Annotated in this window: 13 protein-coding genes; 3 read left to right on the top strand and 10 right to left on the bottom strand. The window is 73.8% G+C overall.

Annotated elements, in window-relative coordinates; translation table 11 throughout:
* Positions 1–2 precede the first annotated feature (2 nt).
* Complete coding sequence (locus tag B082_RS0134900; protein ID WP_018556415.1) at positions 3–497, bottom strand: GNAT family N-acetyltransferase; 495 nt, start codon at positions 495–497, stop codon at positions 3–5.
* Positions 498–546: 49 nt separating this feature from the next.
* Positions 547–1,635 (bottom strand): DUF2330 domain-containing protein, encoded by a 1,089-nt coding sequence (locus B082_RS0134895; protein ID WP_018556414.1) that lies wholly within the window; start codon positions 1,633–1,635, stop codon positions 547–549.
* Positions 1,636–2,015: 380 nt separating this feature from the next.
* On the opposite strand from B082_RS0134895, the gene B082_RS0134890 reads away from it, so the two are divergent.
* Positions 2,016–4,055: a bifunctional glycosyltransferase 87/phosphatase PAP2 family protein gene (locus B082_RS0134890; RefSeq protein ID WP_018556413.1), complete on the top strand. Its 2,040-nt coding sequence runs from the start codon at positions 2,016–2,018 to the stop codon at positions 4,053–4,055.
* 26 nt (positions 4,056–4,081) lie between these two features.
* Here B082_RS0134890 and B082_RS38580 read toward each other — a convergent pair whose 3' ends face one another.
* Both B082_RS38580 and B082_RS0134880 read right to left on the bottom strand, forming a co-directional pair.
* Positions 4,082–4,231 (bottom strand): hypothetical protein, encoded by a 150-nt coding sequence (locus B082_RS38580; protein WP_018556412.1) that lies wholly within the window; start codon positions 4,229–4,231, stop codon positions 4,082–4,084.
* A gap of 45 nt (positions 4,232–4,276) precedes the next feature.
* On the bottom strand, positions 4,277–5,527 hold the full coding sequence (locus tag B082_RS0134880) for a cytochrome P450 (protein ID WP_018556411.1): 1,251 nt from the start codon (positions 5,525–5,527) through the stop codon (positions 4,277–4,279).
* A gap of 332 nt (positions 5,528–5,859) precedes the next feature.
* On the opposite strand from B082_RS0134880, the gene B082_RS0134875 reads away from it, so the two are divergent.
* Positions 5,860–7,038, top strand: coding sequence for a steroid 3-ketoacyl-CoA thiolase (locus B082_RS0134875; protein ID WP_018556410.1), 1,179 nt, complete (start codon positions 5,860–5,862; stop codon positions 7,036–7,038).
* A gap of 100 nt (positions 7,039–7,138) precedes the next feature.
* Positions 7,139–8,422, top strand: a complete 1,284-nt coding sequence (locus B082_RS0134870) for an alpha/beta hydrolase family protein (RefSeq protein WP_018556409.1) — start codon at positions 7,139–7,141, stop codon at positions 8,420–8,422.
* Between the two features lie 74 nt (positions 8,423–8,496).
* Here B082_RS0134870 and B082_RS0134865 read toward each other — a convergent pair whose 3' ends face one another.
* The 6 genes from B082_RS0134865 to B082_RS0134840 form a co-directional block, all read right to left on the bottom strand.
* A complete protein-coding gene (locus B082_RS0134865; RefSeq protein ID WP_018556408.1) occupies positions 8,497–8,937 on the bottom strand; it encodes a transglycosylase SLT domain-containing protein in 441 nt (146 codons plus the stop codon).
* A 302-nt stretch (positions 8,938–9,239) separates the two neighbouring features.
* A complete protein-coding gene (locus tag B082_RS0134860) occupies positions 9,240–10,112 on the bottom strand; it encodes an ECF transporter S component (protein ID WP_202454207.1) in 873 nt (290 codons plus the stop codon).
* On the bottom strand, positions 10,064–11,785 hold the full coding sequence (locus B082_RS0134855) for an ABC transporter ATP-binding protein (RefSeq protein ID WP_018556406.1): 1,722 nt from the start codon (positions 11,783–11,785) through the stop codon (positions 10,064–10,066). The genes B082_RS0134860 and B082_RS0134855 overlap by 49 nt, the downstream gene beginning before the upstream one ends.
* Entirely contained in the window at positions 11,782–12,942 is a 1,161-nt protein-coding gene (locus B082_RS0134850) for a cobalt ABC transporter permease (protein ID WP_018556405.1), read from the bottom strand. Before B082_RS0134850 ends, B082_RS0134855 begins: the two co-directional genes overlap by 4 nt.
* Positions 12,939–13,619 (bottom strand): SCO2322 family protein, encoded by a 681-nt coding sequence (locus B082_RS0134845; RefSeq protein WP_018556404.1) that lies wholly within the window; start codon positions 13,617–13,619, stop codon positions 12,939–12,941. The genes B082_RS0134850 and B082_RS0134845 overlap by 4 nt, the downstream gene beginning before the upstream one ends.
* Positions 13,616–14,872, bottom strand: coding sequence for a prenyltransferase/squalene oxidase repeat-containing protein (locus B082_RS0134840; protein ID WP_018556403.1), 1,257 nt, complete (start codon positions 14,870–14,872; stop codon positions 13,616–13,618). The genes B082_RS0134845 and B082_RS0134840 overlap by 4 nt, the downstream gene beginning before the upstream one ends.
* Positions 14,873–14,945 lie beyond the last annotated feature (73 nt).

Here is a 14,945-nt window from a genome sequence, read left to right as displayed (position 1 = left end):
GGTCAGGAGGCGGGCGACGCCCGCAGCTCCTTGACGAACCAGTGCTCGGCGTACGCGCGCCGGTGGAAGGCCGGGACCTCGCGGTAGCCGTGCTTCGCGTACAGGCCGCGCGCCTCGACCAGGTCGTGACGGGTGTCCAGGCGCAGCCGGCTCAGCCCCATCGCCCGCGCCCGGGACTCCACCGCGGCGAGCAGCAGCCCACCGCCGCCCGTGCCCCGGAACTCCGGGCGTACGAACACCCGGGTCAGCTCCGCGACGTCGGCGTCCACCAGGACCAGGCCCGCGCAGGCCGCGGCCCGGCCCCCGAAGCGGCCGACCACGAAGTCACCCGTCGGGGCCGTGAGCAGCTCGGCGCCGTCCCCGGTGAGCCCGTCCTCGATCTCCTCGGCCGTCGCCGGACGGTCCCAGTAGCGGCCGGCCACCTCCGCGTAGTACTCCCACCGCAGCTGGGCGGCGTCCGCGGAGTCGAAGGGCTCGGGCGTCACGGTCCAGGTCATGGGTTCATTCTGACGACCGCGCTACGGGCTCCGGGGCCCGCCCCCGCCCTCACCGCAGCGGCGGCGGAGCGAAGACCGGCGGCGGGGGCGGCACCGGGCGCCGCCGCCGGGCCCGCACCACCAGCAGCAGTGCCACGACCACCACCACGGCCGCGCCGAGCAGCGTCAGCAGCCAGGCCGGCACGCCGCCCACGGTCAGCAGCTCGTCCCGGTACACCACGGTCCGGTACGGGGTGTCGTCCGCGGTCGCCCGCAGCTCGTGGTCGCCGTCGATCCGCTCGGGCGACGGGAAGTACTGGCCGATCGCCGTCAGGAAGACCGGCTTGCCGCCCGTGACGGCCGCCAGCGCCTCGTACGGCTCCTTCGCCGGGTCCACCCGGCCCGCGTAGGCGACCTTCGGGGGCCGCCCGCCGATCGCGCCGCGCGGCTCCATGCGGTGGTCGGCCAGCACATACAGGTCCAGCGACTGCGGAGTGGCGGCGAGCCGGGACAGGCGCATCGGGTAGACCAGCCGGTCACTGGCGAACCGCAGCCGCAGCGGGTCGAGCGTGCCGCTCAGCCGCGAGCCCTGCTCCTGGGGCGCGAGGCGCACCGCCACGTACTCCCACTTCTGCTCCACGTACGGGGTCAGGGCGGTGGCCAGACGGTCCGGCAGCTCGAAGCCGTTCTCCTTCAGCCAGCCCTCCAGCGCCGCCGGGTCGGTCGCCGCGAGCCGGGCCACGTCGAACGGCCCGAGCCGCTCCCGGCCCACCACATCGACCGGCGCGGCGGCCGATGGCGCGGGGGCCCCGTCGCCGGACGCGTTGCCGGAGCCGCCGAACGGCCAGTCCTTGTCGCGCGGCCAGAAGTGGTGCCGCTCCTCGGTGACCGGCGCGGTGATCGCCTTCAGCTCGGAGAAGAGGGCCGCGTCACCCAGCTCGACCGTGGCGCGGTGCGGCACCGGCATGATCCAGGCGGCGTCCGGCGCGTTCCCCCGGACGGTCAGCCGCATCACGATCTGCTCGGTGGTGCCGTCCCAGCCGACCGCCGAGGTTTCCCGGTCGACCGCCACCTCGCTGTCGCGGTGCACGACCATCGCCCCGCAGCCGCAGGCGTACGCAGGTGCGATCAGGGAGCCCAGTTGCAGCGACACCAGCATCAGGGCCAGGGAGAGCGCACGGGCCGCCCAACCGCGTGCCCCGCTCCCCGCCCCTCGTTCTCTCCCCGTGCGCCGCATGTTCCGGTCCTCCCCCGTCGGTGCCGATCACGGGCTCAGACGTGCGCGGACTCCGGCCGGTTCCGGACCCCCGGCCGGCATCCGAAACGGCCGACCGGGCAGTCTTTCGGACAAAGCGGGATGACAGTCAGGCGAAGAGCGGGTTGATTGGGTCTACCTCAGAGCACAATGCGAAGGTTTCACACATGCCGGACAACTGGCCCGGCGACAGACCTTGGGAGGGTCGGCGCAGGGTGGCGAACGCGGAGCAGAGTGGGAGCGCAAGCGCGACGGGGGGAGCGAGGACCGGCACGGCACGGGCGGTGCTCTGGCTGGTCGTGGCCGCACTGGCGGTCCGGCAGATGGCGGTGGTGCTGCGGCAGCCGCCGGGCGAACGGCTCACCGATCTGGAGACCTGGATCGGTGAGAACGGTGTGCTCCATGTGACCGGCTCGCTCTACGACACCGACCGGTTCAGCGGCACCCCCTTCGCCGGCCTCGTCCTCAAGCCGCTGACCCGCACCGCGGAGCAGAGCCTCGGCGTCGCCTGGACCTTCGGCTCGCTGCTGCTCGTCGCCGCCCTCGGCCTCGTCGCGGCCCGCGCCCTGCCGAAGCCCGTGGGCCGGCGCACCGCCCTGCTCGCCGCGCCCGTCGCGATCAGCCTGCTCATGCTCTCGCTGCCGGTGCGCAACGCCCTCCACCTCGGCCAGGTCAGCATCCTGCCCGTCCTCCTGGTCCTCGTCGGCCTCTTCGCCGTCCGGGGCGAACGCAAGGCGGGCGTGCTCATCGGGGTGGCCGCGGCCCTCCAGCCGACCGTGCTCCTGTTCGCCGTCCTGCTCTGGCTGACCGGCAGACGCCGGGCCGCCCTGACCGGCGGCGCCGCGTTCGCCGCCTGCACGGCCCTGGCCTGGGCCGCGATGCCGCACGACTCGTGGACGTACTGGGTGCACCATGTCGCCGGGGCCGGCCTCGGTGACCAGGCGGACAGCCTCGCCAACCAGTCCCTGCACGGCGCGCTGCTGCGCCTGGGCCTCGCGGGACCGGTGGAGATCGCGCTCTTCCTGGCGCTGGCCGCCGCCGTCTGCGTCCTCGGCCTGCGCCGCGCCGTGCGGTACGCCCGCGACGGGCAGCTCCTGCTCGCCGTGGCCGTGACCGGCTGCGTGGCGGTCGCCGTGTCGCCGACCGCCTGGCAGCACCAGCTGCTGTGGGTGCTGTTCGCCGTGGTCGGCCGGGCCGGGCGGCGGGCGTCCGACCGGCTGGTGTGGCCGGCCGTCGTGGTCCTCGTGACCACCCTGCCGGGCGCGATGCTGCTGCCCAACATCGAGGCGGTGTTCCCGGTGCGCGACAACGTGCTGCTGATCGCCGCGCTCGGCGCCGCCTGCGCCGCCCCCTTCCTGCCCCGCACCTCCCCGTACTGGCAGCGGCCCGTCCCCACCGACTACGCGGCGCCCGTCCCGGCGCGCTGGAGCCGGGTGCCGCTGCTGCCGGTGTGGCGGCGCGTCCTCACCCGTCCCAACCTGCTCCTGGAACTCCTGCTGATCCGCGTCGTCTACTCGGCGTACGCGCATGTCAGGCTGGCCGCGACGGCGGGGCGGCCCACCGCCGAGCGGCACGGCCGGCAGATCCACTCGATCGAGCAGTGGCTGCACATCGACATCGAGCACCGGGTCAACCACGCGGTCGCCGGGGTCGCCCGGCTGCGGGACTTCTTCGACTACTACTACTCGACGTTCCACTTCATCGTCCCGCTGGCGATCCTCGCCGTGCTCTACGTACGCCGTCCCGCGGACTACCGCTGGGCCCGCAGCACCCTCGGGTTCGCCACGCTCCTGGCCCTGGTCGGCTTCTGGCTCTACCCGCTGGCCCCGCCGAGGCTGATGCCGGGGCTCGGCTTCATCGACACGGTCCACGGGGTCCAGGACTTCGCCAAGCCGGACTACGGGGCGCTGACGGCGATGACCAACCAGTACGCGGCGATGCCGTCGCTGCACTTCGGCTGGTCCCTGTGGTGCGGGGTGATCATCGTGCTCCTCGCCCCGAAGACGTGGATGAAGGCGCTCGGGGTGCTGCATCCGCTGTTCACGGTCTCCGCGATCGTCGCGACCGCCAACCACTGGGTGCTGGACGCGGTGGGCGGGGCGACGGTCGTCGCGCTCGGCTTCCTCATCGCGTACGTGCTCGCCGGGCCGCGGAGGCTGCGGAAACCGGAACCGGAACCGCAACCGGAACCGGAAGTGGAGGCGGCGGAGGCGGACGTGAGGGTGGCACCGGGGAAGGCGGCCCGGGTGCCGGTCCCTTCCCCCGCCCCGGCACCGGAGGCGGAGGCGGAGGCGGACGGCGAGGCGGTGGCGGGAAAGCCGTAGCCGCCCGCGTGCGGTACGCGGACGGCTCACGGGTCCAGCGCCCAGGTGGCCAGGGACAGGGTGACCATGGACACCGGCGTGGACGCCACGATCGCGTCGCGGGCGGGCCCGGTGTCCAGGGTCACGCCGAGCAGCGAGGCCATGATGACCGGGTCGCGGACGGGCACGGTGAGCATCCGCCGCAGCCCGCCGCCGGGGCGCGGGCCGCCCTCAGCGCGTTCTCAGCGGGCCGATGTGCTCACCTGGAGCTGTTTGATGCCGTTGAGCCAGGCCGAGCGCAGCCGCCGCGGGTCGCCGGCCGGCCGCAGAGTGGGGAGCACGTCCGCGATCGCGTTGAAGATCAGGTCGATCTCCATCACGGCCAGGGACTTGCCCAGGCAGAAGTGCGGACCGCCGCCGCCGAAGCCGAGGTGCGGGTTGGGGTCGCGGGTGATGTCGAAGTCCTCCGGGCGGTCGAAGACCTCGGGGTCGTTGTTGGCCGATGAGTAGAACAGGCCGACCCGGTCGCCCTTCCTGATCCGCTGCCCGCCCAGCTCGGTGTCCTGGGTGGCGGTCCGCTGGAAGGAGACCACCGGGGTCGCCCAGCGGACGATCTCCTCCGCGGTCGTCGACGGCCGCTCGCGCTTGTAGAGCTCCCACTGCTCGGGGTGGGTGAGGAAGGCGTGCATGCCGTGGCTGATCGCGTTGCGCGTGGTCTCGTTGCCGGCGACCGCGAGCAGGATCACGAAGAAGCCGAACTCGTCGGATGAGAGGTTTCCCTCGCCCTCGGCCGCGACGAGCTGGGAGACGATGTCCCGGGCCGGGCACTCCTTGCGGGCGGCCGCCAGGTTCATCGCGTACGAGACGATCTCCATGGCCGCCTCGGTGCCGACCTCCTCCGTGATCGCGTACTCCGGGTCGTCGTACGCGGCCATCTTGTTGGACCAGTCGAAGATCTTGGCCCGGTCGTCCTGCGGTACGCCGATCAGCTCCGCGATGGCCTGGAGCGGCAGTTCCACGGCGATGTTGGTGACGAAGTCGAACGAGCCGTCCGCGTCGGCCGAGGCGAGGGCCGTCTCCACGATCGAGCGCGCCCGCGTCCGCAGGGCCTGTTCCAAGGAGCGTACGGCGCGCGGGGTGAAGCCGCGCTGGACGATCTGGCGGACCCGGGTGTGCTCGGGCGGGTCCATGTTCAGCATGATCAGCTTCTGGACGTCGATCTGGTCGCGGCTGATCGACTCGTTGAAGCGGATGACCGCGGTGTTGAGGTTCGAGGAGAACAACTCGGGGTGCGTCGACACGTACTTGACGTCCGCGTGCCGGGTGACCGCCCAGTAGCCGTCGTCCTGGAAGCCGGAGATGCCGGTGGGCTGGGCGCACCACCAGACCGGTGCGGTCTCCCGCATGCGCGCGAACTCCGGGTGAGGGACGCGGGATCGGAGCAGGTCGGGGTCGGTGAAGTCGAACCCTTCGGGCAGATGGGGGCAGGGCATCGGCAGCTCCAGGTCGAAGACTCCGGGTCGGTCCGCGAGTTGCCGTACGGCGTCTGACGACCCCACAGCTGACGACCCATCAGAAGATGTCCGCAAGGTAGTAACGAGTTCTACAACTCACAAGGGGCGTGGCCCGATCTGTTGCGCCGGGCGCCCCTGCGACTGGCCGATTCCTGTCGGTTGTGGGGCGTCTTGTGCCGTTGCCGTGGGTGCACGACCCTTGCGTACCGGGGGTAAGCCTCATAAGACTGCTTGCAGAACTAGAACGCGTACTAGTTCCTTCCGTGGGGCGCCGGGACGCCATCGCGGGAGCGCGAGGAGAGGACGAGCTCATGGCCGCGGAACCCGTCATCGTCGAAGCCGTACGCACTCCCATCGGCAAGCGCCAAGGCGCGCTCGCCAATCTGCACCCCGCCTATCTGCTGGGTGAGACCTACCGTGAACTTCTCGGCCGGACCGGCATCCAGGCCGACTGCGTCGAACAGATCGTCGGCGGCACCGTCACCCACGCCGGCGAACAGTCCATGAACCCGGCACGCAATGCCTGGCTCACCGTGGGACTTCCGTACGAGACGGCCGCGACCACCGTCGACTGCCAGTGCGGCTCCTCGCAGCAGGCCTCGCACATGGTGGCCAACATGATCGCGGCCGGGGTGATCGACGTCGGCATCAGCTGCGGCGTCGAGGCGATGTCGCGGGTGCCGCTGGGCAGCGGCTCCAAGCACGGCCCCGGCAAGCCCTGGCCCGACGAGTGGAACGTCGACCTGCCCAACCAGTTCGAGGCCGCCGAGCGCATCGCCCGCAGGCGCGGCCTCACCCGCGAACGCGTGGACGCGCTCGGCCTGCGCTCCCAGCAACGGGCGGCCGCCGCCTGGGCCGAGGAGCGGTTCAAACGGGAGACGTACGCCGTCCAGGTGCCGACCACCGAGGAGGAGCAGGCCGCCGGGCAGGGCATGTGGCGGCTCGTCGACCATGACGAGGGACTGCGCGACACCACGATGGAGGCGCTCGCCGGCCTCAAGCCGGTGATGCCCACCGCCGTCCACACCGCCGGCAACTCCTCCCAGATATCCGACGGCGCCTGCGCGATCATGTGGTCCTCCAAGCGGATGGCCCGCGCCCTCGGGCTCAAACCGCGGGCCCGGATCGTGGCCCAGGCGCTCGTCGGCTCCGACCCGCACTTCCACCTCGACGGACCCGTCGACGCCACCCGCGCGGTGCTCGGCAAGGCCGGGATGTCGCTCAAGGACATCGACCTGGTCGAGATCAACGAGGCCTTCGCCTCCGTGGTGCTGAGCTGGGCCCAGGTCTTCGAGGACGACCTCGACGGCCTCGCGAAGGTCAACGTCAACGGCGGCGCCATCGCGCTCGGCCACCCGGTCGGCGCCACCGGGGCCCGGCTGATCACCACCGCCCTGCACGAACTGGAGCGCTCCGACAAGGAGTTCGCCCTGATCACCATGTGCGCGGGCGGCGCGCTGGCCACCGGCACGATCATCCAGCGGCTCTGAAGCGCGTCCGGCGGGTGGCCCCCGGCCAAGGGTGCACTCAAGTGCACCCCGGGCCGGGGGCTCACGCGGATGTCGGCGCCGCGTCCCCTTTTCTAACGTCATGGACATGAACAACAACGCGAGCAACTCGCCCCGGAAGCCCAGCGCCCGACGCCTCCTCGCGGCGGCCACCGTGGTGGTCCTCGCCGCACTGGGCACGGTGCCGGCCACCGCCGCGTCCCGGCCCGCGACCGGCCACGACCCCGCGTCCGCCACCACCGGCCGCCACGAGGCGCGGGGGACCCTCCTCGCGGTCACCCCCGTCGCCCGCCTCGGCCGGGCCGAGGTGGCCGCCTTCATCAGCGAGGCCGGCATGAGCGCGGACACCGTCCGCCACGGCGTCCGCGCCTACCGCCTCAGCTACGCGACGATCACCCCGCAGGGCCGCCCCACCACCGCCACCGGCCTCCTCGTGCTGCCCCAGGGCGGCAGCCACCGGCTCGACCTCGTCTCCGACACCCACGGCACGATGGCCCACCGCGACTACGCGCCGTCCGTCGGCGAGGACTTCGGCCGCTACGCCCCCTACCTGCACGCCTCCGCCGGGCGCGCGGTCGCCGCCCCGGACTACCTGGGCCTCGGCCAGGGGCCCGGCCGCCACCCGTACATGGACACCGACTCCGCCGTCAGCGCCTCGATCGACATGCTCCGCGCCTCGCGCACCGCGTCGCGGCACCTGGGCCGGCCGCTCACCGGCGACGTGTACGCGAGCGGCTTCTCGCAGGGCGGCCAGGTCGCCATGGCCGTGGGCAAGGCCCTCCAGGACGGCGCCGACCGGCACTTCCGGCTGCGGGCCCTGGCCCCCGTCTCCGGCCCGTACGACATCGAGCACGCCGAGACGCCCGCCCTCTTCGACGGCCGCGTCAACGACACCAGCGGCATCTTCTACATGACGTACTTCCTCACCGCGCAGAACCGGCTGCACCCGCTGTGGAAGGACCCCTCCGAAGCGTTCCGGGAGCCGTACGCGGGCATCGTCGACGACCTCTTCGACACCCACCACTACGAGGAGCAGATCATCCCCGCCCTCCCCGCGACCCTGAAGGAACTGCTCACCGACGACTACTACCGCAAGCTCCAGCACCCCACCGGCGCCCTGCTCGCCGCGGTCCGCGCCCAGGACGGCACCTGCGCCTGGAAGCCCGCCGTCCCCGTACGCCTCTACACCTCGTCGGGCGACACCGACGTACCCATCGCCAACGCCCGCAGCTGCGCGGCCGATCTGGCGAAGCGGGGCGTGAAGGCGCCGGTCATCGACCAGGGTGAGACCGGTCACAACGAGACCTACCTGACGTCGGGCCCGCGGATCGTGCGCTGGTTCGACAGGCTGGCGGCGCGCGGCTGACCGCGTCCGGACGCGCCGGAGCCCCGGCCGCGGTGCGGTCGGGGCTCCGTTGCTCACTGGACGGCCGGGCCGGCTCAGTACCAGCTGTTGGCCTGCCAGAAGGACCAGGCGGCGCAGGGGCTGCCGTAGCGGGAGTTCATGTAGTCCATGCCCCACTTGATCTGGGTGCCGGGGTTGGTCTTCCAGTCGGAACCGGCGGACGCCATCTTCGAACCGGGCAGCGCCTGGACCAGGCCGTAGGCACCGGATGAGGCGTTGGTCGCGCTCGGGTTCCAGCCGCTCTCGTGGCTGACGATGTTGCTGAAGCACTGGAACTGGGCGTCGTCACCGATCATCTGCTTCGCCGTGTCCTGAGCGCTCGCGGCGGCGGACGTCGGCGCGGCGGACGGGGCCGCCATGGCCGGGGAGACACCCAGGCCCAGGCCGGTGGCGCCGAGCAGTACGGCGGCGCCGGCGACGACGGTCTTGCGACGGGCGGTGCGGGGCTGGGCGAGGATGTTGCGGGCGAACGACACAGGGAACCTAACGTCGGGGACGGGGGAGTCGCGGGCTCGGTCCGAATCCTGCGTGGACCGGCGCTCGTTGACCGCGATCCGATCGATGGACCCTGCGGTGCTCGGCGACGGGTTCCAGTCTTAGCGGCGCCGATCGGCCGTGGCAATGACCCCCGGTACGACCCCGCCTCGCACCCCGGACCGAAGGTCCCGAACCATCCCAAACCGCTCCATAGCAGGTCGGAGGGGTCGGGGCCGGTCCCACGGGCCGCCCGTGCGTCTCCTATCCCGCTTCGTACGGGACCAAAGTCCTGTGGGTGCCCTCACTCGCCACGGGCGTCGAATGTGACCTGGGCCTCGAAGGCGGCCCGCCTGGTGGCCCGCCGCAGCGCCTTCAGCAGCGGCGCCCCGACCGTCAGCGTCAGGACGACGGTGAGCACGGCCCGGCCCAGGTCCCAGCCCAGCGACGTCGTCGCGCAGTACACCAGGAACCGGACCAGGTTCTCGCCCAGCGGCCCGCCGGGATGGAAGGAGATGCCCGAGGCGAGGCCCGGCACGATCGTCCACCCGTACAGATTCATGATCGTTCCGTACGCGAACGACGCCACCGCCCCGTACGCCGCGAGCATCCACAGCTCGCCGCGCCCGCGCAGCCGGTCCGGGCCCGGCAGCAGCCCCGCGCCCATTGCGAACCAGCTCATCGACAGCATCTGGAACGGCATCCACGGCCCCACCCCGCCGGTCAGCAGCGCCGAGGCGAACATCGTCACGGAACCGAGCACGAAGCCGAAGCCCGGCCCCAGCACCCGGCCGCTCAGCACCATCAGGAAGAACATCGGCTCAAGCCCCGCCGTCCCCGCCCCCAGCGGGCGCAGCGCCGCGCCGACCGCCGCCAGCACCCCCAGCATCGCCACCGCCTTCGCGTCGAGCCCGGCGTCCGCGATCATCGCGACCACCACCCCGACCAGCAGCGGCAGCAGCGCGGCGAACAGCCACGGCGCGTCCTGCGCGTGCGCGAGCCCCGAGTCCGGGCCCGCCAGCAGCGGCCAGCCGAAGGCCACCACCCCGATGGCGCTGATCAGCACCAGCGCGGCGACGGCACGCGGCCCGAGCCGGACCGGGCCGCCGCCGAGCCCCTTCGCGCCGCTCACACGCCACCTCCGAGCGCCGCGCGCACCTGGGAGACGGTGAGCCATTCCTGCGGGGCGAGGACCTTCGCCGTCTGCGGGGCGAACGCGGGCGACGACACCACGACCTCGGCGGTCGGCCCGTCCGCGACGACCTCCCCGTCGGCGAGGATCACCACCCGGTGGGCCAGCTCGGCGGCCAGCTCCACATCATGGGTGGCCAGCACGATGGCGTGGCCATCGGCGGCCAGCGCGCGCAGCACCCCGACGAGCCGGGCCTTCGCCGCGTAGTCCAGGCCCCGGGTCGGCTCGTCCAGGAGCAGCAGCGGGGGCCGGGCGGTGAGCACGAGGGCGAGGGCCAGCGCGAGGCGCTGCCCCTCGGACAGATCGCGGGGGTGGGTGTCGTCCGCCACCCCGGGCAGCAGCTCGGAGACCAGCGCCCGGCAGTTGCCCGGCTCGGCCCCCGCGTCGGCGTCGGCCGCCGCGCACTCGGCGGCGACCGTGTCCGCGTACAGCAGATCGCGCGGCTCCTGCGGTACGAGGCCGACCCGGCGCACCATCTCGCGCGGCGGGGTGCGGTGCGGGGTGCGTCCGCCGGTCAGAACGGTGCCGGAGGTGGGCTCGACCATGCCGACGAGGGCGCCGAGCAGGGTGGACTTCCCGGCGCCGTTGCGGCCCATCAGCGCCACGGTCTCGCCGGGGCCCACGGCCAGCGACACCCGGCGCAGCGCCTCGATCCGGCCGCGCCGCACCCCGAGCCGCTCGACCCGGGCCGCCGCGTCGCCGCCGACGGGCTCCGGAGCCGGGGCCTCCTGCGGGGCGCGGCCGAACAACCTGGCGAGCGGGCCCCGGCGCGGCGCGGGCGCGAGGGGCGGCGGCGCAAGGAGCCTCTGATCCACGACACCGCCGACGGGCTGCGGCACCACACCAGCCAGCCGCTCCCGCATCCCCGAAGCCCGCCGCCGGGCGTCCCGGACCGAGAGCGGCAGCGGCTGCCAGCCGGCGAGCCGCCCGAGCGCGACGACCGGCGGGTACACCGGGGAGACCGCCATGACGTCGGCGGGCGCCCCCATCACCGGGGCGGCGCCCGGCGAAGGCAGCAGGACGACCTGGTCCGCGTACTGCACCACGCGCTCCAGCCGGTGTTCCGCCATCAGGACCGTCGTGCCCAGGTCGTGGACGAGCCGCTGGAGCACCGCGAGGACCTCCTCGGCCGCCGCGGGGTCCAGCGCGGACGTCGGCTCGTCCAGCACCAGGACCCGGGGGTGCGGGGTGAGGACCGAGCCGATCGCGACCCGCTGCTGCTGGCCGCCGGAGAGGGTGGCGATCGGGCGGTCGCGCAGCCCGGCCAGCCCCAGCAGGTCCAAGGTCTCCTCGACCCGCCGCCGCATCACGTCCGGGGCCAGGCCCAGCGACTCCATGCCGTAGGCCAGCTCGTCCTCGACCGTGTCCGTCACGAAGTGCGACAGCGGGTCCTGGCCCACCGTGCCGACCAGATCGGCCAGCTCCCGGGGCTTGTGCGTGCGGGTGTCCCGCCCGTCCACGGTGACCCGGCCGGACAGCCGGCCGCCCGTGAAGTGCGGCACCAGCCCCGAGACGGCACCCAGCAGTGTCGACTTGCCGACCCCGGAAGGACCGACGAGCAGTACCAGTTCGCCTTCCGGGACCGTCAGGTCGACCCCCGACAGGGTGGGGCGCTCCACGCCCTCGTACCGCACCGAAACATCGTCGAACCGGATCACACCTGCTCCTCGAAGCCTTTGGGGGAGGGCGGGACGGGCGCGGCCACCGCCGGCAGCAGCCCGAGCAGCACGGCGGCCGCGGGCCACAGCGGCAGCACGGGAGCGGTCAGCGGTACGACCCCGGGGTGCAGTGCCGCGGGACCGGCGCTCCCGGCCCAGATCATCGCCGCGGCGACCGCGACGCCCGACCCCGCGACCAGCCAGGCCCGCGCCCCCCACCGGTCGGGCCGGTAGCGGGTCCGCACCGAACGCGCCCCGCCCAGGCGCAGCCCGGCCGTCGCGGCGACGAGACCGGCGACCAGCACGGGCAGCCCGTACACCGCGCCCTGCGCGGCGAGCAGCCCGTACGTACCCGCGCACACGCCGAGCAGCCCGCCGAGCGTGAGGACGTTCGTGGTGTGCCGGACGGCGGCCGGGACCCGGGCGGTCCGCCCGTAGCCGCGCGCGTCCATCGACGCCGCCACCGCGACCGACCGCTCAAGGGCGCCCTCCAGGACGGGCAGCCCGATCTGGAGCACCGCCCGCACCCCGCCGGTCGGACGGCCGCGCAGCCGCCGGGCGGTCCGCAGCCGCAGCACGTCGGCCACCATGTTCGGCGCGAACGTCATCGCGACGACGACGGCGACCCCGGCCTCGTACAGCGCGCCGGGCAGCGACTTCAGGAGCCGGGCCGGGTTGGCGAGGGAGTTCGCCGCTCCGACGCAGATCAGCAGGGTCGCCAGCTTCGCCCCGTCGTACAGCGCGAACAGCAGCTGCTCGGCGGTGACCCGGCCGCCGATCCGGACGCCCTTCGCCCAGTCCGGCAGCGGCGCCTCGGGCAGCGTGAACACGACGTGCGTGCCGGGGATCGGGGAGCCCAGGAAAGCGGAGAAGAGCAGCCGCACCGCGATGACGAACAGCCCGATGCGGATGAACATCCCGTAGGACCGGGCCCACGGTGCGTCGGTGCGGCGCGCGGCCACCACGTATCCCGCGACCCCGATCAGCAGGCCGAGCAGCAGCGGGTTGGTGGTCCGGGACGCGGCGGTGGCCAGCCCGAGCGCCCACAGCCACCAGGCCCCGGCCGGCAGCGCGTTGCTGCGGGTTGCTGCGGGGGCACGCCAGGCGGGGAGCCGGGCCGGCGCGGTGTCCGTGCGGCCGGCCGTCGGGCCGGTCATCCGCGGCGGCGGCGGGCCTGCGCGACTGCGGCGATGCCGAGGAGCAGGACGGCGCCGATCCCGACGAGGACCCCGGCGGACGGACCGCCGCCGTTGCCGGAGGAGGAACCGGCGGCGGACGCCGAGGTGGGCGCCCGGCTGCCGCCGGAGTCCGAGCCGCCGTTCCCGTCGTGGGAGGTCTGCTCGCCGCAGCCGGTGGCCGGGTAGCCGGAGATCGCGCAGAGCATCGCGCTCGTGTCGTAGCGCAGCGGCTCGGCGACCGAGGCCAGCGCCTCCGCGCTGCTCGCGTCCCCCGGGACACGCGCGCAGGCGGTGCGCAGCGCGGGCGGGGTCTCGCCGTCCGGCGCGTCCGCCGCGACGCCGGGGTCGATGACGAGCGCGACGCGCTTGCTGCCGTCCTTCGCCGGGGTGTCCGCGCAGATCTTCGCGAAGTCGGGGGCGCGGCGGGGCTTCGACGCGTCCTGGGAGTCCGCGCTCACGGCGAACCGGAAGCCCTGCACCGAGCCGTCGCCGGGCCGCACGAGGGACGGCCCCTGGGTGGCGTACGTCCAGCCGCTCGCCGAGCCCTCCCAGAACGACCAGTAGCGGTAGCCGGCCGCCTGCGCCGTGCCCGAGCCGAGCACGGCCGGCACGGCGCAGGCGGCCAGGAGCGCGGCGGTCCTGACGACGTTCCTCACAGCTGCTGGTTCTTGCGGCGGCCACTGATCAGGAAGCCGACGCCCGCGCCGACGGCGAGGCCGATCCCGACGAACCACCAGAGGCCGCCGATGCCGTCGCCGTCGCCGCTGTCCTTCTTCTCCTCGTCCTCCGTGGCGGCCGCCTTCGGCTTCTTCACGGCGGCCGGCTCGGGGCCGGTGGCGTTCAGCTGGGCGACCAGGTCGGCGCCGCCGAAGTCGCGGAGGTCGGCGCCGGTCGCGTGGGCGGCCAGGATCAGCTGGGCGTAGGCGGCGGGGCCGTTCTCCTTCGCCCAGTCGGCGGAGTTCTTCTCCAGCCAGGCGACGGAGGCGGCGGCCTTGTCCTTGTGGCCGGACGCGGACAGGGCGACGACCGCGTCGGCGGTGTTGCCGTAGTCGGGCTGCGGGGCGCTGTCCTGCGCGCCGGGCATCGGCGCCGAGTCGAGGTGGCCGCTCTTCGCGAGGGTGGCGGCGAGGTAGGAGGCGCCGTTCTGCGCGGCCTGCTCGGGTTCGAGCGCGGAGCCCTTGTGGCAGGTGGGGTCCTTGACCGCCGCGTTGTTCCCGACGACGAGCCCCTTGCCGAGCGCGCCGAGGACTCCGGCCGCGGTGGCGTCGGCGTTGGCGGCGAGCTCGCCGTCCTTGTCGGGCTGGTAGGCGAAGGCGCCGCCGTCCTTACCGCCGCAGGGGATGGCGAAGGTGAGCAGCGCGGCGTACGGGGTCCGGCCGCCGTCCGTCGTCACGTCCCCGAGCTTCTCGCCGGCCCGCGCGAGGGCGCCGATCACGATGGAGGTGGAGTTCGCGTCGCTGGGGCTGCCCGCGGTGTAGCCCCAGCCGCCGTCCTTGTTCTGGACGGACTTGAGCCAGCTGACGGCGTTCGCGACGGCGTCCTGGTGGCCGCCGACGTCGCGCAGCGCCTGGACCGCGGCCGCCGTCGCGTTGGTGTCGACCATCGTCTTGTCGGTGCAGGGCGCGGAGGCGTCCGCCCGGTACGCGGGGAACGCGCCGCTGTCGCACTGCTGGCCGGTCAGCCAGTCCACCGCCTTCGCGGCGGGCGTGACACCCGCGGTGCGCTGCGCGAGGAACGCCAGCGACTGCCGCCACACCCCGTCGTACGTCGGGTCCTTCGTGCCGTAGAGGCCCGAGGGCAGCGCCACGGAGGGGGAGGGGGACGGCGCGGCGACGGCGGCCGGTGCTGCGGCCGCACAGAGCACGGTGGCGGTGGCGGCGAGCGCGACTGCGCTGCGGCGTACGGTCATGGCGGCGGGGGCCTCTCCTGGGGGAACCGGGCACAGGCACACACAGGCACCAGGCTCCGGCTCCGTATACCTC

The organism is Streptomyces sp. ATexAB-D23, from assembly GCF_000373645.1.
GTDB classification, from domain to species: domain Bacteria; phylum Actinomycetota; class Actinomycetes; order Streptomycetales; family Streptomycetaceae; genus Streptomyces; species Streptomyces castrisilvae.
Note: the sequence above shows the minus strand (reverse complement) of the source record. Positions and strands in the feature narration are given on the sequence as shown.